The organism is Pseudomonas sp. P7779, assembly GCF_013386315.1.
In the GTDB taxonomy this organism is placed as follows: Bacteria; Pseudomonadota; Gammaproteobacteria; order Pseudomonadales; family Pseudomonadaceae; genus Aquipseudomonas.
The window spans coordinates 349-21,391 of sequence record NZ_JACARZ010000093.1 but is presented as its reverse complement, the minus strand read 5'-3'; the positions used below and the strand labels follow the sequence as shown (position 1 = coordinate 21,391).

Sequence of the window (21,043 nt, the reverse complement as noted above, 5' to 3'; positions counted from 1 at the left end):
GGCGTATCCATAAAAAGAGCTAATTCATGAGCACATGCCGCTGCGGCCCCGAATTTTCGTACACCCATATCAGCTTGCCTCCCCATCCTCCACCCCGCTAACCTCCCCCAGTCGCTGCAAAATCAGCGGCCGGATGTGGAAGTCCGTACTATGGCTAAAGGCGCTCAAACGCCCATGAACACCTGCCGGCGTTTTTTTTCGCCTGTATTCTTGTGTTATGGCGGCTGTGTGCGGGGCACTTCGGTGCGCCGGGTTCCTTTAGCCCCGGTCTTCCACACCTGCGCACAGCTGCCACCCTCATGTGGAAGTGAGATTGGCAGTTCCTGAATCGCTAAAGGAGCTTCGCCATGTTCAAGGTCACACCCAACCCGCCTCAAGCCCCAATCGACGCCAAGCTTCATGCCGCCGCACAGCGGGCGATTGATCATTACTTGCACCCATCAGACGATGCAGAACCTGCGGCGCGTCCAGGCAGTAATCTGTTCTCCGTTTCGCCCGATGTGGATACCGAAACGCTGCTGGCCAATGCCGCAGAAACCCTCTCATCAGCCAACGAGATGGTCTCGAATCTGGCATTTGAGTTGGAAGGATCACAAAGGGCAGTGGCATTGGGGATTCAGCAACTGATTGAGTTGAGTTCAATGCTGGTAGATCGAGCGTTGGAACAAGTCGCGCCTGCAACCCGTTAATTTCGACAGGCCAACAAAAAACGCCCCGAACGATCACTGTCCGGGGCGTTTTTCGTTCAACCGCTTCGCTTAGTGCCCAGCACTCTGCCCACCGTCCACATGCAGAATTTCCCCGGTCACAAACCCAGCCGATTCCAGGTACACAATCGCCTGCGCAATATCCCGCGCTTCACCCATGTGCCCCACCGGATGCAGGCTGCCCAACGCCGCATGCGTCTCTTCCCCATGCATCGGCGTCTTGATAATCCCTGGGCTCACCGCGTTCACGCGAATGCCGCGCTTGGCGTATTCAATCGCCAGCGATTTGGTCGCCGAGTTCAGCCCGCCTTTGGTCAGCGAGGCCAGCACCGACGGCACGCCATCAATCGCGTGGTCCACCAGGCTGGTGGTGATGTTGACGATGTGCCCGGCGCCCTGTTTCAGCATCTCGGTAATCGCCAGTTGGGTGATGTAGAAGAACCCGTTCAGGTTCACCGCCAACACGTTTACGTAGTCTTCGTGGGTGTAGCTGGTGAACGGTTTGGCGACGAAGATCCCGGCGTTGTTGATCAGGCTGTCGATGCGGCCAAAACGCGCTACGCCTTCGCGGATGACGCGCTCGGCGGTGGCCGGGTCGGCGATGTCGCCGGCCACGGTGAGGATGTCCGGATCCGTCGACGGTTTGATCGACCGGGAGGTGGCAACCACGCGGTAATCCAGCTCGCGGTAAGCCTTCACTGCAGCAGCGCCCAGGCCTTGGGATGCGCCGGTGATCACAACGACTTTTTTCGAATTGCTCATGATGAAACCTCTATAGGGAAAATGGGATGGTTCAAGCAGCCGCGGCGGACATTTCCCGCAGCATCTGTTCGTAGTAACTGACTGATTGCGACCCGGAGACCAGCTGGCGGCCATTGAGGACCATGGCCGGTACGGAGTTGATGCCGTGCTCGCGGTAGAACGCTTCCAGCTCGCGCACTTCATTGGCGTAGGCGGTAGAGCCCAGCACCCGTCGTGCGCCTTCAATGTCCAGCCCGGCCTCGGCGGCCAGACGCGCCAGGATTTCGTGATCGCTGACGTTCTGGCCATCGCTGAAATACCCGCGCAACAGCGCCTTTTTCAGCTCGAGCTGGCGCCCTTGCTGCAACGCCCAAAACAGCAACCGATGGGCGTCGAAGGTGTTGTAAAAGTGGCTGCGTTTTTCCAGGTCAAAGGTGAAGCCGATGGCCGCGCCGCGCTCCATCAACATCCTTTTGCCGCTGGCAACTTCTTCAGCGCTGCGCCCGTATTTGCGCATCATGTGGGCGACGGCGTTTTCGCCTTCGGCCGGCATGTCGGGGTTGAGTTCGAAGGGTTTGTAGGTCAGTTCAACCTTCACTTCGCCCGCCAGGTTGTCGATGGCTTGCTCCAGGGCGGTGGCGCCGAGGGCGCACCACGGGCACACCACGTCGGAGATGAAGTCGATGGTGACAGGCGTGCTCATGACGGATTTTCCGCGAGCTGTTTGCGGTACTGGGTGGTGGTGATGCCGGCGTAGCCCCAGTTATCGGTGTCGACTTCTTCGATGACGATGTGGGTCAGGTCCGGGCGTTTGTTGAGGACGCGTTCGAGGGTTTCGGTGATTTCGGCAATGACCTGGGCTTTCTGCTCCGAGGTAACGCCGTCGCGGGTGATACGTACGCTGACAAATGGCATGACAAGGCTCCAGTGACTTGCCCATCGACATGGTGGGCAGGCAGTGAGGCCAATTTAAGAGGTTGCTTGAGGTGGATAAAGGTGGGTCGGAGTACTTCATTAGTGATGCTATGTAATCAATCGAGACGTCCGGCGCTGCGTTTTTTTACTGCTCCCTGGAATAACCCCCCTCCCCGCGCGTCTTGCCTACATGCTTAAGGCAGGCTGCAAACGCCTTGAGTGCTGGCCGATAACCCCTCACTTACGGACGTGCCCCACATGCTTAAATCCACAGTCAAAACCCTGTTGCTGCCTACACTGATGGCCGCCGCGATGCTCACCGGCCAGGCCTATGCCGCCACCCCGGCGCTATCGGACACCACCGTGGTGCTGGTGCACGGCGCCTTTGCCGATGGCTCCAGCTGGAACAAGGTGATTCCGTTGTTGCAGGCCAAAGGCTTGAAGGTGGTGGCGGTGCAAAACCCGCTGACGTCCCTGGCCGATGATGTGGCCGCCGCCCAGCGGGTGATTGATGCCCAGAGTGGGCGGGTGGTTCTGGTGGGCCATTCGTGGGCCGGCAGTGTGATCACACAGGGCGGCACCAGCGACAAGGTCAAGGCACTGGTTTATGTGGCCGCGTTCGCGCCGTCCGAGGGCCAGAGCTCTGCCGAGTCCGAGAAAGGCTACCCAACCCCGCCGGGTATCGAGACCATCAGTGCCGACGCTTCCGGCTACCTGTATTTGCCCGCCGCGTCCGTGGCGAAAAACTTCGCCCAGGACTTGCCTGCCGACCAGGCCAACCTGATTGCCGTGACCCAGGGGCCGATTCTGGGCAAGGCGTTCGACGATAAAATCACGGTCGCCGCCTGGAAAACCAAACCCAACTATTACATCGTCGCCGCCAAGGACCGCATGATCGACCCGGGCCTGGAGCAGGCCTACGCGAAGAAAATCAATGCCACCACCACCGTGGTGCAAACCAGCCATGTGCCGATGCTGTCGCAGCCGCAAAAGGTCGCAGATGTGATCATCGCAGCCGCCAGCAAGCGCTGATCGCAGGCATAAAAAAACCCCGAACCAGTCGGGGTTTTTTATCGCCTTGAATCAGGCGCGACGCCGAATCAATTAGAAAACGTTGATTGGGTAGTCGGCGAACAGGCGGATCTCGTTACCACCCACGTTGTAGTTGCTGGCGTTGTTGGAAACGCGCAACCACGACGCACGGGCACGCAGGCTCAGGTCTTTCGCCGGGCCGCTCTGTACTACGTATTTGAACTGGTTGAAGATTTCACGCTCGGTGCCACTGCCACGGTTGGAACCGTCGTCAATGTTGGTGCCGCGCACGTAGGCGATGTTGTAGGTCAGGCCAGGCACGCCGAAGGCGCTGAAGTCCAGGCCGTAGCCTGCTTGCCAGGAGCGCTCGTCCTTGCCGTTGAAGTCAGACCAGTAGGAGTTGGCCAGCAGGATGGTGTTGCCACCGTCGCCGATGCCGCCTGCGTTGCGGTAGCCGCCGTACAGGTAACCGGTGTCACCGGTGCTGCGCTGGTGAGCCACGGTGAAGCTGTGCGGGCCAACGGCCCACGTGGCGCCCAGGCTCCAGATTTTGTTGTCGCGAGCGTCGGCGTCACCTTGGTTTTCCAGGGCGAAGCTACGGTCGAGCTTGGTCTTGTAGCCGTTGAAGTCGAAGGTCAACGATTGCTTCTCTGGCAGGGCCAGCACGTAGTTGACGTTGACGTATTGCTTCTTCAGCACGTCCTGCATGTTGGAAGCGTAGAGCGCTGCCGACAGGCTTTCGGTGAATTTGTAGCTACCGCCGATGTAGTCGATGCTTTTCAGCGCGCCACTGTCGGAACCCTCGGCGCTCTTGCGAGCTTCCTTGGTGAAGTGACCAGCGTCCAGCTGCAGGCCGGCGATTTCCTTGGAGACGATCGAGGTACCGGTATAGGTTTCGGACAACAGGCGGGAGTTGTCGTATTCCAGGACCGGCACGGCTGGCATCTGATCACCGTACTTGATCACGGTGTTGGAGATGCGTGCCTTGACGGCAGCGCCGCCCTTGGCCAAGTCGTTGGCCGCTTCGCCGCTGTCGCCTTGCTTGAAGAAGTCGATACCGCCAGCGCCGCTGCGACCTTTACCACCATCCAGGCGAATGGCGTATTGGCCGATCACGTCCACACCCACACCAACGGTGCCTTGGGTGAAACCGGATTCGAACTTGCCGATGAAGCCCTGGCCCCATTCGGCTTTGTCTTGCTTGCCGTTTTTGTAGTCGCGGCTGATGTACGCGTTGCGTGCCGCGATGTTCAGGTGGCTGTCTTCAACAAAACCCTTCGATTGGGATTGGTCGTCAGCCATTGCTTGCGTAGCGCTCAAAATCCCCAGAGCGATCAGCCCCATCCGTTGCTTCAACATTTTCTTATATTCCTTATTACTGGTTGAGTACGCGCTGTGACACCAGGCTCCGTGTTGCTTTTCTGGTGTCGACTTTCCCAGATAAAAAAAGGCCCGCGGACGACGTGAAATGCCGCGGGCCTTTTTTTATTGGGGAAGTCATGGCGGTTAGCCACAGGCGTTGGGGCGAATCCTATCCGCGCCCTTTACTGTGTGTCAATTTCGTGAATCTTCTGTATTTAGGCTAAAAAAGTCTAAGAAACATTAAATAGCCATCATTGCGCAAGGCTCTATCAAGCGCTTCCTGGATCTGCACACCCCTGCAGGCCACACATTGGTGCACTCGATTGGGTGGGTTGAATCGAAATTGCGACTCTTTGTCTCAGCCACTCAACGAAGGCTTCTGGCTTGCCCAACCAGGGGCTGATATCGAGCAATTGCAGTTGCCCATTCTGCTCCAGGGCCAGTGTGGGGAAGCCCTGGCCGCCGACTTTTGCCAGCCATTGGCGGCTGTCATTGATGTGCGCTTGAGTTGCTGCGCCAAGGATTTCACTGAAAGCGGCGGTGAAGGCTTGGGGATCCAAACCGATGGATTCGGCCAGGGTCAGCAGCACGTCCTTATCGGCAATTCGGCGACCTTCGACGTAGTGCGCCGTTTGCAGACGCGCCAATAATTCCAGCCCGCGACCGGCGATTTTTTCTGCGGCCAGCACGGCGCTGGTCGGCGGGGCTGAATCGAACACCGCACCGTGGTCCCGCAACAAACCTTCGAAATACGCTTCGCCAAACGGTTGCCCGGTGTACTCGGCGATGCGCCGGTCGTGGGGCATTACGTAGTCACGCAACTGCGGCGATACGGATTGGCGATTCGCGCCGGTCATCATGCCGCCGCCATGCAACTGGATCGGTAACACGCTCCGGGCGGCGCTCAGGAGCGGCTCGGCGCCGTAACACCAGCCGCACAGCGGGTCGTAAATGTAGTGAAGTGTGGCTGCCGACATGACGGGCTCCGATGGATATTGATGCCAGGCAGATTAGTCTTACGCACAATTGGGAAAAACCCCGGATCGGCTTTCAGACTGTTTCGAGAATCGGTCGAATACCCTTGAAAAACATACGCCGTAACATTTTTCAGAAAGGTCCGCCCAGGAATAGATAACCTGCGCAAATAGTAAGCATTACCATTAACGCGCTTTTATTCTGCCAACCTTTTTGGATACACACCCCGATGCCTGCCCTTCGCCTGACGCCCATGACCCTTGGGCTCTCTGTCCTGCTGTCTGCCGGATTTACCTGCGCTGCCACTGTCCTGCCGGAAACCTCCGTGAGCGCCGAAGCTGACGAGGACGACCCGCGCGTCAAGGAAACCAGCACCGCCACCCGCACCGCCACACCCGTGCGTTATGTGCCCCAGGCCATCGACTCGGTAAAAACCGACAACCTGCGTTCCTACGGCACCAATGACCTGGGCCAGGCCTTGAGCGGTATACCCAACGTCAGCAGCGGCGCCGACACACGGTTCGACAGCCTGCGCATCCGCGGCTTCGACGCCAGCAACGACTTCTACCTGGACGGCGTTCGCGACGACAGCCAATACGTGCGCGACCTGCACAACATCGAACGCATCGAAGTACTCAAGGGCCCGGCAGCCGTGTTGTACGGCCGCGGCGGCCAGGGCGGCATCGTCAACCGTGTGAGCAAGCTGCCCCAGGCCGGTCGCGCCTCCAGCATCGAGGCCCAGGGCGGCAGCAATGATTTGCGCAGCCTGTACGCCGACCTCAGCACCGACCCCACCGACACCATCAGCCTGCGCCTGAACATGGGCAACCAGGACAACAACAGTTTCCGCGACGGCGTCAGCGGCAATCGCCAACTGTTTGCGCCGTCCATGAGCTGGCAACTGAGCCCCGACCTGAACTGGCTGGTGCAGTACGAATACAGCCGCTACAACCGCACGCCGGACCGGGGCATTCCCGGGGTCAATGGGCGGCCGGCGGATGTCAGCCGCGGCACCACTTATGGTGACAAGCGCGATTACATCGACGACACGTCCCAATCCCTGCGTTCGCGGCTTGCCTATGAGCTGAACGACAGTTGGCAACTGCGCCATACGTTGGGCGTGTTCACCCTAGACAGCGACTTCGATAACACCTACGCCGTCAGCTACGACCCAAAAACCGGCAAGGTCGGGCGCCAGCGCTGGCAGCAGGACTTGACCACCCGCAACATCCTCAACAACGTCGAACTGGAAGGCGGCTTCACCACCTTCGGCCTGGAGCATCGCTTGCTCACCGGAGTGGAATTGGGCAACCAGCGCCGTGACCCGAAACTCTATCGAGCGCCGCTCGCCGCTGTGCCGAGCGTGGATGTGTACAACCCCAACCCGGACCTGCGCCACTACGGTCGCTTGCCGGCATTCAGCAGCAGTCACACCGAAGCGCAAAGCCAGGGCGTGTATGTGCAGGACCAACTGCGCCTGAACGATCAATGGCAACTGCTCGCCGGCTTGCGCTATGACCGCTTTGATGTGGAGTCCACCAACAAGCTGACCAACGCCTCGGAACAGGTCGTGAGCCACAGCACCAGCCCGCGCGTGGGCCTGGTCTGGACGCCGCTGGAACACCATTCGTTCTATGCCTCGTGGAGCAAGACGTTCTCGCCGACCGGCGGCGGCCTGATCGGCATCACGCCCAATGCCACGGGCAACGCCAACGACCTGAGCCCGGAGCTGACCAAACAGAAGGAAATCGGGGTCAAGAGCGACTGGCTCGACGACCGCCTGAGCACCACCCTGGCGGTGTATGAACTGGAGCTCTACAACCGCCGCACCCGCGACCCGCTGGACCCGACCATCACCCTGCTCAGCGGCGAGCAGCGTTCCCGTGGCGTGGAGTTGACCGCTACCGGCAAGGTCGTCGGCAACTGGTACGTGCGCGGTGGCGTCGGCCTGCAGGACGCCACGGTGGTGAAAGACAACAATGGCTTTGAAGGCAAGCGCATCAGCGACGTGGCCAAGCGCAACGCGAGCCTGTTCGTCACCTGGAAACCGGAGATGGGCTGGTACGCGGAAACCGGGCTGACGCTGGTGGGTGAGCGTTATGCGGATAACGCCAACACGGTGGCGTTGCCGGGTTATGGCCGTTGGGACGCACTGGCCGGGTTCCGGCAGAAGGAATGGGATGTGCGGGCGGCGCTGAACAATATCAGCGACAAGACATACTACGCGTCAGCGACGAGTGCGGCGCAGATTCAGTTCGGCGACCCGCGCAGCCTGGTGGTGACCGGAACCTACAGTTTCTAACAGGCTTGCGTGGCGAGGGAGCTTGCTCCCGCTGGGGTGCGAAGCGCCCCCAAAATAGGCGACTGTGTTTTTTCAGATAGAACTCGATGATCTGTTTTGGGGCTGCTGCGCAGCCCAGCGGGAGCAAGCTCCCTCGCCACAAGGTCCAGTGCAACATTGAAAACAACCGTCAGCCTTGCATCAATTCACACAACGCCTGCACCTCGTCCTCGCTGAACAGCCCCGCCGGGTACCGTTCGCTCATCACCCGGCGCGGGTCGGGCGTCCTGATCTGCCGCGAACCGTTTGCCTTCAACCAGAGCGCCAGCGCGTGGATCGCATCACCGTTCACCCGCAAAGGGTGGAACGTGCGCGTGTACATCAGGTTGATATCGGCATTCATTTCAGCGCTCTCTCCGACGGCATGAGCGGCTAACTTACTCAAGGTTTATGACAGAACCGCTTAGTCATACACCGTGCTGTGTGTCGCAACAGCGATACAAGAGCTATGCCAATGTGCCCGGTTTGTCGGCACTTGCACACAAAAAAGCCCGCGAACCTGACGGGCCGCGGGCTTTCCGTGAGCGCGCAAAACATGGCGCACTCGATTGCCGTTAAACCCGGCACCAGGCTGTTACAAGTGCACTCAGTTTTTGTGCGGCGCCGGCTGCTGCTGGGTCAGGCAGTGGATGTTACCGCCCCCCAGTAACAGTTCGCGGCCAGGCACCATCACCACTTCATGCTGCGGGAACAGCTTCTGCAGAATCTCCTTGGCGCGGCTGTCCAGCGGGTCGTCGAAACTCGGCGCGATGATGCCGCCGTTGACGATCAGGAAGTTGACGTAGGAACCGGCCAACCGCACGGTGGGATTGCGCTCCTGGGTGCCGTCTACCGGGTCCACGCCTGCGCATTCTTCCTCGGTGGCGTACAGCGGCCCCGGGATCGGCATTTTATGCACTGTGAACGAGCGGCCCTGGGCGTCGGTGCTGCTTTGCAGTACGTCCATGGCGGCATGGCAGCGCGCATAGTTCGGGTCTTGCGGGTCGTCGGTCCAGGCCAGCAACACTTCGCCTGGGCGTACGTAGCAGCAGAAGTTATCCACATGCCCATCGGTTTCGTCGTTGAACAGGCCATCCGGCAGCCAGATGATCTTATCCACCGCCAGGTTGGCGCTGAGCACCGCTTCGATTTCCTCACGCTGCAGGTGCGGGTTGCGATTGCGGTTAAGCAGGCATTCTTCGGTGGTGATCAGGGTGCCTTCGCCGTCGACGTGGATCGAACCGCCTTCCAGCACAAACCCTTCGGTGCGATAACGCGGGCTGCGCTCGATCTCGAGGATCTTGCCGCCCACCTGGGAGTCGCGGTTCCACGGCGAGTACAAGCCACCATCAAAACCGCCCCAGGCGTTGAAGTCCCAGTTCACACCGCGCACTTCACCGCTGTTGTTGATCACGAAGGTCGGCCCGGTATCGCGTACCCAGGCGTCGTCGCTGGACATTTCCACCAGGCGAATATTCGGCACGTCCAGGCGCGCCCGGGCGTTTTCGTACTGGCCGGCCGAGACCGCCACGGTCACCGGTTCAAAACGTGCGATGGCCTTGGCCACCGCCACATGGGCGGCCTGCGCCGGCTTGCCGCCCAGGCGCCAGCTGTCCGGGCGTTCGGGCCAGATCATCCAGGTCTGGGTCTGTGGCGCCCATTCGGCAGGCATGTAGAAGCCGTCGGCGCGGGGGGTGCTGTGCAAAGTGGTCATGGCGATTCAGGACTCCAGGGAACCGTCGAGGGTTTTAAGCGCACCATACAGGTTCGGACGGCGGTCGCGGAACGAACCCCAGGCGCTGCGAATGTGTTCAAGTTCATCGAGATCGAAGCGGTGCACCAGGATGCCTTCTTCGGTTTCGTTGAGTTCTTCTACTTTCTCGCCGAACTGATTGGCGATGAAGGACGAGCCGTAGAAGGTGATCTCGTAGCCGTCTTGCTCCTCGTTACCGATGCGGTTGCTGGCGATCACCGGCATCAGGTTGGCGCCGGCATGGCCTTGCTGTACCCGCTGCCAGTGGTCACGGGACGAAATTGTCTTGTCGTGGGGCTCGCTGCCGATGGCGGTCGGGTAGAACAGGATTTGCGCGCCTTGCAGCGCCATGCTGCGGGCGGCTTCCGGGAACCACTGGTCCCAGCAGATGCCCACGCCGATCTTCGCATAGCGGGTGTTCCACACCTTGAAGCCGGTGTCGCCGGGGTTGAAGTAATACTTCTCATGGTAGCCCGGGCCGTCCGGGATGTGGCTTTTCCGATAAATCCCGAGGTTGGAGCCGTCAGCGTCGATGATCGCAATGCTGTTGAAACGCGCGCGGCCGGCCAGTTCATAGAAACTGATGGGCAACACCACCTGCAGTTCCCGGGCGACCTTCTGGAAGTGCTTGATCGCGACGTTATCTTCAACCGTGGTCGCCAGTTGCAGGTAGTCCGGGTTCGGCTTCTGGCAGAAGTACGGGGCCTCGAACAGTTCCTGGATCAAGATGATCTGCGCGCCCTTGGCGGCGGCCTCACGCACCAGCCTTTCAGCGGTTTCGAGATTGGCATCAAGGTCCCAGGAACAAGCCATCTGGGTCGCGGCAACGGTAACGATACGGCTCATGAATCATCTCCTCGGCGGCGGGCAAGTGGACGCCTTTATAGCGGATAAAAATCGGCTTTTGAAGCTAATAAATATCCACTCATCGAAAAATGATCAAATTTTACCGATAACAATCGAGTTTATTGTTACAAGCCTTCCTCCAGAACCTTCGCCAGCATGTCGACGAAGAAATCCACACTGTGCCGTGAGGTGACCATCGGCGGCTTGATCTTGAGGATGTTCAGGTAGTCGCCGGTGGGCTGCATGAAGATCCCCAGTTCCCGCAGCCGGTCACACAGCAGCGCGGTCTCTTCGGTGGCCGGTTCCAGGGTCTGTCGATCGCGGACCAATTCCAGCCCCAGGTAAAACCCGGAACCATGCACCGCGCCCACCAATGGATACTGCTCGACCAGCGCCTCCAACCGCGCCTTGAAGTGTCCGCCCACCTCCTGGGCGTTTTCCCACAGCTTTTCTTCCTCCATCACATCCAGCACCGCCATGCCGATCCGGCAACTCACCGGGCTGCCTCCCGATGAGGAGAAGAAGTAACCCTCGGCCTCCAGCGCCTCGGCGATTTCCCGGCGGGTGATCACCGCGCCCAACGGCTGGCCATTGCCCATGCCCTTGGCCATGGTGATGATGTCCGGCACCACGCCCTGCTCTTCAAAGCCCCAGAAGAAATGCCCCATGCGGCCGTAGCCCACCTGCACTTCGTCGGCGATGCACACGCCGCCCTGCTCACGAACCAGCGCGTACACCTGCTGCAAATATCCCGGCGGCAAAGAAATCCCGCCGGCATTGCCGTACACCGGCTCGCAAATGAAACCCGCCAGCTGGCGATTCTGCGCGGCGATTTTCGCCAGGTTGTGTTCCACGCTGCGTACGTAGTCGGGGGCGCTGTCCTGCCCGCGAAACTCGCCGCGATAGGTATTCGGCGCGGTCACCGGGTGCACCCAGTCCGGGCGGCTGCTCAAGGCCTGGGGGTTGTCGGCAATCGAGGTCGACACCGCATCCGCCGCCACCGACCAGCCGTGGTACGCCTCCAGCACGCTGAGCATGTCGCGCCCGCCGCTGTAGGCCCAGGCCAGGCGAATCGCCAGGTCGTTGGCCTCGGTACCGCTGTTGACCAGGAACACCCGGTCCATGGAGTCCGGCGCCAGCGCCAGCAAACGCTCGGAGAATTCGGCAATCGCCGCATAGTGGAAGCGCGAGTTGGTGTTGAGCAGCGACCATTGCCGCGCTGCCACCTCGGCCATGCGCGGATGACCGTGGCCGAGGACGGCGACGTTGTTGAGCATGTCGAGGTAGGAACGGCCCTGCATGTCGATCAGGTGGTTGCGCCAGCCGCGCTCGATGCGCGGCGGGTCGACGTAATAGTGCTTCTGCGAGCGGGCGAAGCTGGCGTCCCGACGCGCCAGCAGGGCTTCGGGGTCCAGCTCCGGCTCGGCGTCGCAGGCCAGTCCCAGCAAGGTAGCCGGGGATGGGCAGAGCGTTTGCCATGCCGCCGCCCGGGAAGGCGTGCAGAACAGCGGTGGCTCAAGCTCGGCGCGGCACAGTTGTACTGTCAGCGGCGCGACCACGTCGCCGATTACCTGGCCTTTTACCACTGCGGCGCCGTGCTTCAACAAGGCGTTCACGCCCCACAACCGAACACTCAACTGGGCGCTATGCAGGCTCAGCAGGCCGTCGGCGCCATAGCGCAAGGTGCCGGCGAACGGTGCTTCCACCGTGGCGCCCAAGGGCATGTGCAGTTCTACGTGAAGCGCGAAGGTGTCCGGCTCCACGGCACTGTCGGGTTGGGTGCGGGACAGACGGTATTGACCATAACGACTGGCTGCCAGGCCATGGACCACGGCCGCTTGTTCCAGCAATCGGCGATCAATGCCCTCCTGCTCCCAGTTACCGGCCTCGAAATGCGGGCTGAGCACGCCCAGATCGATCAACGCGAATTCACGCCCAACGAGCCCCGGCAACAAAGGCGCGAAGCCTTCACCGACAATCGGCGGCAATTCGGCACCGACGCAGTTCAGGATCGCCGCCTCCATCAATTCAAAGGGCACCGAGGTGGCTACGTGGAAAATTTCCCACTCATGCTCGGCATTCTTCAACAGGTACGCGTTATCCGGGTCCAGGCGTTGCTGCTGTTCGCTGCTCAGCACCAACACCGCGGCCCGCGCGACGATCAGCGGCCATAGCACCTGCAACTCTTCGCGCTGCAACGGCGTGATCCGGTGGCACGCCTGGATCGCCGGCAGGATCGCGAACGGATCACCCTCGGCATGATGCAGCAGCGCCGCGCAGGTCACCGACAGGTCGGCAATGCGCCAGGTGCGCACCAGGTCGCCAAAATCGATCACGCCTTCAATCTGCCAATGCCGCTGGGCATCACGCTGCCAGACCACGTTGTCATCGGTGATGTCCATGTGCACGGCTTGCCAGGGCAGGCGGTCGGCCAACGGCCGCAGACGCTGCCCGACCTGCTCCACCACGCGCTCCAGCCCGGCCCGATGCGGGAGGTTTTCGAGGGTCGACAGCAAATGAGTGATCAGCTCAAGGGCATGGCGTGGGTCCCATTGCAGGGTACGTTCCAGGCCCGGATGCTCGAAGTCGGCCAGCGCCTGGCTCATCCGCCCGCAGAGTTCGCCGAAGCCTGCGATCACCTCGCGCCCCAGATGGGGCAGATGGGTCAGCGGCTGGCCGTCGATGTAGTCCAGCAACCGCAGGTGCACGGTTTGCCCGGCGACGGTCTCGGTCAGCAGTTTTTCGCCAGCAAGCGACGAGATCACCTTGGGCACCCGTACATCCGAATGTTCCTGCAGATGCTTGAGGGCTGCGTGCTGGGCCTGCAACTCGACGGCGGCGTAGTCGCCCCGGCAGATTTTCAGCACAAAGCGGCCACGCTCGCTGTCGATACGGTAATTGAGGTCTTGCTGGCTGCCGAGGGACTGCAACGCCCCACCCAGGCCGTAATGCTGCTCAAGTAGCTGCGTCGCAGGCACAGGCCCGACTTGCGGGCAAGGCAGGCTGGCGCGATGAATCAACGTGGCGAGCAACATGTGAAGACCCCTGGCTTTTTTATCAGGCGCTTATATCGCCATTGTTGACGGGGGTTACGCAACCCCTAGTCCCGCGCAGTGCCGTCAATCTGACTGTGGCCCCTTGCACCACCTGGCTCCACAACTCAAGCTATGCTCCATTCGCTTAATGTCTGTCTAAGGAAAAGGGCCTCCGACATGCGCATTCTCATCACCGGCGGCGCCGGATTCATCGGCTCCGCTCTGATCCGGCACCTGATTCAACACACCGGGCACGAAGTGCTCAACCTGGACAAATTGACCTACGCCGGCAATCTTGAGTCGCTGGCCAGCATCGCGAGCAACAGCCGCTACGAGTTCGTCCAGGCCGATATCATCGACCAGGCCACCGTCAGCGCCGTACTGGCGCGCTTTGAGCCCCACGCGATCATGCACCTGGCGGCCGAGTCTCATGTGGACCGTTCCATCGACGGCCCGTCGGATTTTATCCAGACCAATATCGTCGGTACCTACAGCCTGCTGGAGGCCGCACGCGGTTATTGGCAGAAGCTGGAAGAACCGGCCAAGAGTGCCTTCCGCTTCCACCACATCTCCACCGATGAAGTGTATGGCGACCTGCACGGCGTCGATGACCTGTTCACCGAAACCACGCCCTACGCCCCAAGCTCGCCGTACTCGGCCAGCAAGGCCGCGTCCGATCACCTGGTACGCGCCTGGCAGCGCACTTACGGCCTGCCGGTGCTGTTGACCAATTGCTCGAACAACTACGGGCCGTTCCACTTTCCCGAGAAGCTGATTCCGCTGGTGATCCTCAACGCCCTCGCAGGTAAACCATTGCCGGTGTACGGCGACGGCCTGCAAGTGCGCGACTGGCTGTTCGTCGAAGACCACGCCCGCGCGCTGTTCAAAGTGGTGACTGAAGGTGTGGTAGGCGAGACCTACAACATCGGCGGCCATAACGAGCAGAAGAATATCGACGTGGTGCGCAGCATCTGCGGCCTGCTGGAAGAACTGGCACCACAACGCCCGGCGGGCGTGGAGAAATTCACTGACCTGATCACTTTCGTCAAGGATCGCCCGGGCCACGACCAGCGCTATGCGATCGACGCCAGCAAGATCGAACGCGAGCTGGGCTGGGTTCCGCAGGAAACCTTTGAAACCGGCCTGCGCAAAACCGTGCAGTGGTACCTCGATAACCTGGAATGGTGCCGCAGGGTCCAGGACGGCAGTTATCAAGGCGAACGACTGGGCAACACCGACTTTAAGGATCTGATCGCATGATGAAGGGAATCGTACTGGCCGGTGGCTCCGGCACGCGTTTGCACCCCATTACCCTGGGCGTTTCCAAGCAACTGTTGCCGGTGTATGACAAGCCGATGATCTACTACCCGATCTCGGTGCTGATGCTGGCCGGGATCAAGGAAATCCTGGTGATCTCCACCCCGGTAGACCTGCCGCAATACCGCAACCTGTTGGGCGATGGCAGCCAGTTTGGCGTGCGGTTCACTTATGCGGAGCAGCCGTCCCCGGACGGCCTGGCCCAGGCGTTTTTGATTGGCGAAGAGTTTATCGGCGATGACCCGGTATGCCTGATCCTGGGCGACAACATCTTCCACGGCCAGCACTTCGGCGAACAACTGCGCACGGCTGCCGAACGCCCATCTGGCGCCACGGTATTCGGTTACTGGGTCAAGGACCCGGAGCGTTTCGGCGTGATCGACTTCGACAGCCAGGGCCGCGCGCTGTCCATCGAGGAAAAACCAGCCAAGCCAAAGTCGAGCTACGCGGTGACCGGCCTGTATTTCTACGACAACGACGTGATCAGGATCGCCAAGGCAGTCAAGCCATCGCCACGGGGCGAGCTGGAGATCACCGACGTCAACAACGCCTACCTCAATCGTGGCGACCTGCACGTGGAGCGCTTCGGCCGTGGTTTCGCCTGGCTCGACACCGGCACCCACGACAGCCTGCTTGAGGCCTCGACGTATGTGCAGACCATCGAGCACCGCCAGGGTTTGAAAGTGGCGTGCCTGGAAGAAATCGCCTACGAGAACGGCTGGATCGACCGTGACCACTTGCTGGAGCGGGCCAAGTACTTCGGCAAGACCGGCTACGGCCAATACCTGTATTCACTGGCCGGGGAGCAAAAATGAAGGTCACCGACACGTCGTTGCCGGGCGTATTGATCATCGAACCGAAAGTGTTCGGTGACGAGCGCGGCTTTTTCTACGAAAGCTTCAACGCCCGCGCCTTCGAAGAGGCCACCGGGCTCAAGCGTGATTTCGTGCAGGACAACCACTCGCGCTCGCAAAAAGGCGTGCTGCGCGGCCTGCATTACCAGCTCGAACATACCCAGGGCAAACTGGTGCGCGTCATCGCCGGCGAAGTGCTGGATGTGGCCGTCGACATCCGCCGCAGCTCGCCCAACTTCGGGCAATGGGTGGGCGTGCGGCTTAGCGCCGATAACCATCGCCAGTTGTGGGTACCGGAAGGTTTCGCCCACGGCTTTGTGGTGCTGAGCGACTACGCCGAGTTCCTCTACAAGACTACCGATTACTACCAGCCGAGCGCCGAGCGTTGCATCCTCTGGAACGACCCGACGCTGGCCATCGACTGGGAACTGACGGAGACGCCGCAACTGTCTGCCAAGGACCAGGCCGGGAAAAGCCTGCAAGAGGCCGACCTGTTCCCATGAAAATCCTTATCAGCGGCCAACATGGCCAAGTCTCCCGGGAGTTGCAACAACGTCTCCGGGGCCTGGGCGAGTTGATCGTGCTGGGCCGCGATCAACTGGACCTGGCGCATCCCGAGCAGATCCGCGACCAGGTACGCGCCCATCGCCCGGGCCTGATCATCAACGCAGCCGCCCATACGGCCGTCGATCAAGCCGAGAGCGAGCCGGACGTGGCCTTCGCCATCAACGCCACCGCGCCCGGGATTTTCGCCGAGGAAGCCAAGGCACTGGGCATTCCGCTGATTCACTATTCCACCGACTACGTGTTCGACGGCAGCAAGGCCGCGCCCTACAACGAGGACGACGCAACCAACCCGCTGGGCGTCTATGGCGCAAGCAAGCTGGCGGGCGAACAGGCGATCGCGGCCGTCGGCGGTGAACACCTGATCCTGCGCACCAGCTGGGTCTACTCGACCCACGGCAAGAACTTCCTGCTGACCATGCAACGCCTGCTGCAGGAAAAACCGCAGATGCGCATCGTCGCCGACCAGATCGGCGCGCCGACCTGGGCCGGGACCATCGCCAACAGCACCCGTGCACTGATCGAGCGCTGGCAGGCGGGCCAGGCCGGTGATTGGGGTGTCTACCACCTGACGGCCCAGGGCGAGACCTCGTGGTTCGGCTTTGCCCAGGCCATCGGCGAGCAACTACGGGCCAACGGTCGTGCCTGCGCCGAGCTGGAAGCGATTCCCTCCAGCGCCTATCCAACGCCGGCCAGGCGCCCGCTGAACTCGCGCCTCGATTGCAGCCGCCTGCAACAGCAATGGCATGTCTCGCAACCGCAGTGGCATGACGCATTGCGCGAGTGTCTTGCCGAGCAGCACTAGGCATAATGCGCCTGTACCCACAGGCGCATGACTCCCATGACTCCACCCCTTCCGCGAAGACCCCGCTGGCGCAGCCTGGCATTGCTGGCGCTATGCCTGGCACCGCTGTTGTGGCCGCTGGAGCACTTGGCCGAGCGTTATTACCGCAACGAACTGGCCGGCCAGAACCGCCAGACGCTGGACCTGTACGTCGCCAACCTGCTGGGCACCCTGCACCGCTACGAAGTGTTGCCACAAATCCTCGGTGACCTGCCGGCCCTGCGCACCGCCATCGACGCGCCTCACGTCAGCACCAACTTGGTCAACGCCAACCACCTGCTCAAGGACGTCGCCGCCCAGGCCGGGGTGGAAGTGATGTACCTGATGGACACCACCGGCAAGACCCTCGCCGCGTCCAACTGGGACAAGCAGGACAGCTTCGTCGGGCGTAATTTTTCCTTTCGCCCCTACTTCAGCGAAGCCATGGCCGGGCGCCTCGGGCGCTTCTTCGGCCTGGGCACAACCTCGGCCAAGCGCGGTTACTTCTTCGCCGCCGCCGTACGCGATGGCGACAAGATCATCGGTGTGCTGGTGGTGAAGGTCGACCTGGACCACACCGAAAGCCTGTGGGGCAACACCCCCGAACAACTGCTGGTCACCGACCACAACGGCGTGGTGATCCTGACCTCGCGCCCGCAATGGCGCTTCCGTGCCACCCGGCCGCTGACGGATGAAGAACGCCGCGCCATCATCGCCATCCAGCCCTATCCGACCCGCGACCCGCAGCCGCTGAGCCTCAGCCCGACGGCGTGGGTGCGCCAATCCACCGACATCGCCGAAACCGGCTGGAAAGTCGAGATTCTCGCGCCGCGCACCTTGATCAGCCGCCCGGTGCGCACCGTGGTCGCGGTGGGTGGCGCCGCCTTGCTGGTGCTGATGCTGTTGCTCGGCCTGATGATGCAGCGCCGTCGTCACTACCTGGAACGCATCGCCTTCGAAGCCAAGGCCCGTCGCGAGCTGGAGATGCGCGTGATCGAGCGGACCAGCGACCTGGAAGGCCTCAACCGACGGCTGAAGCAGGAAGTGCTGGAACGCGAACATGCCCAGCAGGAATTGGTGCGGGCTCAGGATGACCTGGTGCAGGCAGGCAAACTTTCCGCGCTGGGCACCATGTCGGCCAGCATCAGCCACGAGCTCAACCAACCGCTGGCGGCGATTCGCAGCTACGCGGAAAACGCCGGGATTTTGCTCGACCATGAGCGCACCGACGACGCCCGTGGCAACCTCAAGCTGATCAGCGAGTTGACCGGGCGCATGGCCTCGATCATCGCCCACTTGCGCGCCTTCGCCCGACGCGACCGGCATGCGCCGGAAAGCGTGGCCCTGCAACCGGCCCTGGACGATGCCCTGGCGCTGCTGGCCAAGCGGCGGCGGGCAATGGAAGTGGAACTGATCCGCGACCTGCCCGAGGCCACCTTGTGGGTGGCGGCCGGCGAAACCCGCCTGCGCCAGGTGCTGGGCAACCTGTTGGCCAACGCTCTGGACGCCCTGACCGAAAAAGGCCCGCCGCGCAAACTCTGGCTGAGTGCCCAAACCACCGAACAGGGCGTCAACCTGTACATTCGCGACAACGGCCCGGGTTTCTGCATGGAAGCCCTGGGCCGCGCCAGCGAGCCCTTCTACACCACCAAGACCCGCACCCAGGGCCTGGGGCTGGGCCTGGCGATCTGCGACACCCTGATGCGCGCCTTTGGCGGTGAACTGTTGTTCGCCAACCACAAGGAAGGCGGCGCACTGTTAACCTTGAAACTGCGCGCCGGAGCACCGGGTGTCAGTCTGCAACCGTCCGAGGACCGCAGTGTATGAATATCGATAACCAGATTCAGGTGGTGTTGATCGACGATGATCCACACCTGCGTCAGGCCCTCTGCCAGACCCTGGACCTGGCCGGGCTGAAAGTCCTGACCCTCGGCGAAGCCCAGGGCCTGACCGCGCGCCTGTCCCGGGATTGGCCGGGGGTTGTGGTGAGCGACATCCGCATGCCCGGCATGGACGGCCTGGAACTGTTGAAGGAACTCCACGCCCAGGACCCGGAGCTGCCGGTACTGCTGATCACCGGCCACGGCGACGTGCCACTGGCGGTGCAGGCGATGCGCACCGGCGCCTACGACTTCCTGGAAAAACCCTTCGCCAGTGACGCCCTGCTCGACAGCGTGCGCCGCGCCCTGGCCCTGCGCCGTCTGGTGCTGGACAACCGCAGCCTGCGCCTGGCCCTGAGCGACCGTCAGCAATTGAGTACACGCCTGGTGGGCCACTCCCCGCAAATGCTGCGCCTGCGCGAGCAGATTGGCGCGCTGGCGGCGACCAAGGCTGATGTGCTGATCCTCGGTGAAACCGGTGCCGGCAAGGAAGTGGTAGCGCGTGCGCTGCACGATCTGTCGAACCGCCGCAGCGGCCCGTTTGTGGCGATCAACGCCGGCGCCCTGGCCGAGTCGGTGGTGGAAAGCGAGTTGTTCGGGCATGAGCCCGGGGCCTTTACCGGCGCCCAGAAGCGGCGCATCGGCAAATTCGAATTCGCCAACGGCGGCACGCTGTTTCTCGACGAAATCGAAAGCATGAGCCTGGATGTGCAGGTCAAGCTGCTGCGGCTGTTGCAGGAGCGTGTGGTGGAGCGTCTGGGGGGCAACCAGCTGATCCCGCTGGATATCCGCATCATCGCCGCCACCAAGGAAGACCTGCGCCAGTCCGCCGACCAGGGGCGCTTCCGGGCGGACTTGTATTACCGCCTCAACGTTGCGCCGCTGCGCATTCCACCGCTGCGCGAACGGGGTGAGGATGCGTTGATGCTGTTCCAGCACTTTGCCGACGAAGCCAGCACGCGCCACGGGCTACCGATGAAAGAGCTGCAACCGGGCCAGCGCGCGCTGTTGTTGCGTCACAGCTGGCCGGGCAATGTGCGCGAGCTGCAAAACGCCGCCGAGCGTTTCGCCCTGGGCCTCGAACTGGCGCTGGACAGCACCCCGGACAGCCCCTCGCCGGGGATCCTCACCAGCACGCCCGGCGGCTTGAGCGAACAGGTCGAACAGTTTGAAAAAAGCCTGATCGCCGCCGAACTGGCGCGCACCCACAATTCCATGCGCAGCCTCGCCGAGGCATTGGGCGTGCCGCGTAAAACCCTGCACGACAAACTGCGCAAGCACGGGCTGAACTTCGCTGACAGCGGCAACAGTCACGCTGACGACGAATGACCCTTTTCCCCCTGCCATGAGGCCACCATGAGTCGCGATAGCCGTTACCTGGAATCGATCCTTCACCACGACATTCCCCTGACCCGGGAAATGGGCCTCAAGGTTATCGACTGGCAGGACCGGCAGCTGCAACTGCGCTTGCCGCTCGACGCCAACATCAACCACAAGAGCACCATGTTTGGCGGCAGCCTGTATTGCGGCGCCGTGCTGGCAGGTTGGGGCTGGCTGCATTTGCAGTTGCGTGAGGAAGGGATTGAAGACGGGCATATCGTGATTCAGGAAGGGCAGATCAGTTATCCGCTGCCGGTGACCACCGATGCGACGGCGATTTGCCAGGCACCTGATGACAAGGTGTGGAAGCGATTCGTCGCCACCTACAAGCGTTATGGCCGGGCGCGCTTGGCGCTGGAGACATGGATCGTCAACGAGGGCAGTGAAGAGCGGGCCGTGGCCTTTACCGGGCAGTACGTCCTGCACACATAACAAATGTGGGAGCGGGCTTGCTCGCGAAAGCGGCGGATCAGCCAATACATCTGGTGACTGACACACTGCCTTCGCGAGCAAGCCCGCTCCCACATTTTTGATCGGCG

The 21,043-nt window shown here is 61.6% G+C and carries 19 protein-coding genes; 10 read left to right on the top strand and 9 right to left on the bottom strand.

Annotated features, from left to right (window positions below):
• The first annotated feature begins 347 nt into the window (after positions 1 to 347).
• Positions 348 to 689 carry a DUF6124 family protein gene (locus tag HX869_RS25255; protein ID WP_003218106.1) on the top strand — a complete coding sequence of 114 codons (342 nt, stop codon included), beginning with the start codon at positions 348 to 350 and terminating at the stop codon, positions 687 to 689.
• 69 nt (positions 690 to 758) lie between these two features.
• On the opposite strand, the gene HX869_RS25250 is transcribed toward HX869_RS25255, so the two are convergent.
• The 3 genes from HX869_RS25250 to HX869_RS25240 are packed head-to-tail and all read right to left on the bottom strand — an operon-like array spanning position 759 to position 2,363.
• A complete protein-coding gene (locus tag HX869_RS25250) occupies positions 759 to 1,469 on the bottom strand; it encodes an SDR family NAD(P)-dependent oxidoreductase (protein WP_003218108.1) in 711 nt (236 codons plus the stop codon).
• Positions 1,470 to 1,500: 31 nt separating this feature from the next.
• Positions 1,501 to 2,151: a DsbA family oxidoreductase gene (locus tag HX869_RS25245; RefSeq protein WP_178903812.1), complete on the bottom strand. Its 651-nt coding sequence runs from the start codon at positions 2,149 to 2,151 to the stop codon at positions 1,501 to 1,503.
• Positions 2,148 to 2,363, bottom strand: a complete 216-nt coding sequence (locus tag HX869_RS25240; RefSeq protein WP_003218111.1) for a 4-oxalocrotonate tautomerase family protein — start codon at positions 2,361 to 2,363, stop codon at positions 2,148 to 2,150. Before HX869_RS25240 ends, HX869_RS25245 begins: the two co-directional genes overlap by 4 nt.
• Positions 2,364 to 2,621: 258 nt before the next feature.
• On the opposite strand from HX869_RS25240, the gene HX869_RS25235 reads away from it, so the two are divergent.
• Positions 2,622 to 3,395: an alpha/beta fold hydrolase gene (locus tag HX869_RS25235; RefSeq protein WP_177053997.1), complete on the top strand. Its 774-nt coding sequence runs from the start codon at positions 2,622 to 2,624 to the stop codon at positions 3,393 to 3,395.
• Between the two features lie 72 nt (positions 3,396 to 3,467).
• Here the strand turns inward: HX869_RS25235 and HX869_RS25230 are convergent, their stop codons facing one another.
• Positions 3,468 to 4,754: an OprD family porin gene (locus HX869_RS25230; protein ID WP_003218115.1), complete on the bottom strand. Its 1,287-nt coding sequence runs from the start codon at positions 4,752 to 4,754 to the stop codon at positions 3,468 to 3,470.
• 272 nt (positions 4,755 to 5,026) lie between these two features.
• The gene (locus HX869_RS25225) at positions 5,027 to 5,734 is read right to left on the bottom strand and encodes a DsbA family protein (protein ID WP_008435732.1); all 708 of its coding nucleotides are present in this window, start codon (positions 5,732 to 5,734) and stop codon (positions 5,027 to 5,029) included.
• Positions 5,735 to 5,961: 227 nt separating this feature from the next.
• Here HX869_RS25225 and HX869_RS25220 point away from each other — a divergent pair, with 227 nt between their 5' ends.
• Positions 5,962 to 8,034, top strand: a complete 2,073-nt coding sequence (locus HX869_RS25220; protein ID WP_177117436.1) for a TonB-dependent siderophore receptor — start codon at positions 5,962 to 5,964, stop codon at positions 8,032 to 8,034.
• Between the two features lie 169 nt (positions 8,035 to 8,203).
• Here the strand turns inward: HX869_RS25220 and HX869_RS25215 are convergent, their stop codons facing one another.
• The 4 genes from HX869_RS25215 to HX869_RS25200 form a co-directional block, all read right to left on the bottom strand.
• Complete coding sequence (locus HX869_RS25215; protein WP_003213240.1) at positions 8,204 to 8,416, bottom strand: hypothetical protein; 213 nt, start codon at positions 8,414 to 8,416, stop codon at positions 8,204 to 8,206.
• 243 nt (positions 8,417 to 8,659) lie between these two features.
• Positions 8,660 to 9,766 (bottom strand): agmatine deiminase, encoded by a 1,107-nt coding sequence (gene aguA, locus HX869_RS25210; RefSeq protein ID WP_178903811.1) that lies wholly within the window; start codon positions 9,764 to 9,766, stop codon positions 8,660 to 8,662.
• Positions 9,767 to 9,772: 6 nt separating this feature from the next.
• Entirely contained in the window at positions 9,773 to 10,651 is an 879-nt protein-coding gene (gene aguB, locus HX869_RS25205) for an N-carbamoylputrescine amidase (protein ID WP_178903810.1), read from the bottom strand.
• Positions 10,652 to 10,776: 125 nt separating this feature from the next.
• The gene (locus HX869_RS25200) at positions 10,777 to 13,686 is read right to left on the bottom strand and encodes an aminotransferase (protein ID WP_178903809.1); all 2,910 of its coding nucleotides are present in this window, start codon (positions 13,684 to 13,686) and stop codon (positions 10,777 to 10,779) included.
• A 177-nt stretch (positions 13,687 to 13,863) separates the two neighbouring features.
• Between HX869_RS25200 and rfbB the strand changes: the two genes are divergently transcribed.
• Genes rfbB through HX869_RS25165 form a run of 7 tightly spaced genes read left to right on the top strand, consistent with a single transcriptional unit; the run spans position 13,864 to position 20,936 of the window.
• Positions 13,864 to 14,946 carry a dTDP-glucose 4,6-dehydratase gene (rfbB, locus tag HX869_RS25195; protein WP_008435746.1) on the top strand — a complete coding sequence of 361 codons (1,083 nt, stop codon included), beginning with the start codon at positions 13,864 to 13,866 and terminating at the stop codon, positions 14,944 to 14,946.
• Positions 14,943 to 15,818: a glucose-1-phosphate thymidylyltransferase RfbA gene (gene rfbA / locus HX869_RS25190; RefSeq protein ID WP_032899443.1), complete on the top strand. Its 876-nt coding sequence runs from the start codon at positions 14,943 to 14,945 to the stop codon at positions 15,816 to 15,818. The genes rfbB and rfbA overlap by 4 nt, the downstream gene beginning before the upstream one ends.
• Positions 15,815 to 16,360, top strand: coding sequence for a dTDP-4-dehydrorhamnose 3,5-epimerase (rfbC, locus tag HX869_RS25185; RefSeq protein ID WP_008435750.1), 546 nt, complete (start codon positions 15,815 to 15,817; stop codon positions 16,358 to 16,360). Before rfbA ends, rfbC begins: the two co-directional genes overlap by 4 nt.
• On the top strand, positions 16,357 to 17,226 hold the full coding sequence (gene rfbD / locus HX869_RS25180; RefSeq protein WP_087692718.1) for a dTDP-4-dehydrorhamnose reductase: 870 nt from the start codon (positions 16,357 to 16,359) through the stop codon (positions 17,224 to 17,226). Before rfbC ends, rfbD begins: the two co-directional genes overlap by 4 nt.
• Before the next feature lie 36 nt (positions 17,227 to 17,262).
• Entirely contained in the window at positions 17,263 to 19,071 is a 1,809-nt protein-coding gene (locus HX869_RS25175) for an ATP-binding protein (protein ID WP_023659335.1), read from the top strand.
• On the top strand, positions 19,068 to 20,453 hold the full coding sequence (locus HX869_RS25170; RefSeq protein WP_178903808.1) for a sigma-54 dependent transcriptional regulator: 1,386 nt from the start codon (positions 19,068 to 19,070) through the stop codon (positions 20,451 to 20,453). Before HX869_RS25175 ends, HX869_RS25170 begins: the two co-directional genes overlap by 4 nt.
• A gap of 27 nt (positions 20,454 to 20,480) precedes the next feature.
• A complete protein-coding gene (locus HX869_RS25165) occupies positions 20,481 to 20,936 on the top strand; it encodes a YiiD C-terminal domain-containing protein (RefSeq protein WP_003213222.1) in 456 nt (151 codons plus the stop codon).
• Positions 20,937 to 21,043: the final 107 nt, after the last annotated feature.

Excerpts from the sequence above, each read along its gene's own strand:
- aguA (WP_178903811.1), bottom strand. The coding sequence starts at position 9,766 with ATGACCACTTTGCACAGCACCCCCCGCGCCGACGGCTTCTACATGCCT.
- rfbD (WP_087692718.1), top strand. The coding sequence starts at position 16,357 with ATGAAAATCCTTATCAGCGGCCAACATGGCCAAGTCTCCCGGGAGTTG.
- HX869_RS25170 (WP_178903808.1), top strand. The coding sequence starts at position 19,068 with ATGAATATCGATAACCAGATTCAGGTGGTGTTGATCGACGATGATCCA.
- HX869_RS25240 (WP_003218111.1), bottom strand. The coding sequence starts at position 2,363 with ATGCCATTTGTCAGCGTACGTATCACCCGCGACGGCGTTACCTCGGAG.
- HX869_RS25220 (WP_177117436.1), top strand. The coding sequence starts at position 5,962 with ATGCCTGCCCTTCGCCTGACGCCCATGACCCTTGGGCTCTCTGTCCTG.
- HX869_RS25255 (WP_003218106.1), top strand. The coding sequence starts at position 348 with ATGTTCAAGGTCACACCCAACCCGCCTCAAGCCCCAATCGACGCCAAG.
- rfbA (WP_032899443.1), top strand. The coding sequence starts at position 14,943 with ATGATGAAGGGAATCGTACTGGCCGGTGGCTCCGGCACGCGTTTGCAC.
- rfbB (WP_008435746.1), top strand. The coding sequence starts at position 13,864 with ATGCGCATTCTCATCACCGGCGGCGCCGGATTCATCGGCTCCGCTCTG.
- HX869_RS25165 (WP_003213222.1), top strand. The coding sequence starts at position 20,481 with ATGAGTCGCGATAGCCGTTACCTGGAATCGATCCTTCACCACGACATT.
- HX869_RS25200 (WP_178903809.1), bottom strand. The coding sequence starts at position 13,686 with ATGTTGCTCGCCACGTTGATTCATCGCGCCAGCCTGCCTTGCCCGCAA.
- HX869_RS25225 (WP_008435732.1), bottom strand. The coding sequence starts at position 5,734 with ATGTCGGCAGCCACACTTCACTACATTTACGACCCGCTGTGCGGCTGG.
- aguB (WP_178903810.1), bottom strand. The coding sequence starts at position 10,651 with ATGAGCCGTATCGTTACCGTTGCCGCGACCCAGATGGCTTGTTCCTGG.
- HX869_RS25215 (WP_003213240.1), bottom strand. The coding sequence starts at position 8,416 with ATGAATGCCGATATCAACCTGATGTACACGCGCACGTTCCACCCTTTG.
- HX869_RS25245 (WP_178903812.1), bottom strand. The coding sequence starts at position 2,151 with ATGAGCACGCCTGTCACCATCGACTTCATCTCCGACGTGGTGTGCCCG.
- HX869_RS25175 (WP_023659335.1), top strand. The coding sequence starts at position 17,263 with ATGACTCCACCCCTTCCGCGAAGACCCCGCTGGCGCAGCCTGGCATTG.
- HX869_RS25230 (WP_003218115.1), bottom strand. The coding sequence starts at position 4,754 with ATGTTGAAGCAACGGATGGGGCTGATCGCTCTGGGGATTTTGAGCGCT.
- HX869_RS25250 (WP_003218108.1), bottom strand. The coding sequence starts at position 1,469 with ATGAGCAATTCGAAAAAAGTCGTTGTGATCACCGGCGCATCCCAAGGC.
- HX869_RS25235 (WP_177053997.1), top strand. The coding sequence starts at position 2,622 with ATGCTTAAATCCACAGTCAAAACCCTGTTGCTGCCTACACTGATGGCC.
- rfbC (WP_008435750.1), top strand. The coding sequence starts at position 15,815 with ATGAAGGTCACCGACACGTCGTTGCCGGGCGTATTGATCATCGAACCG.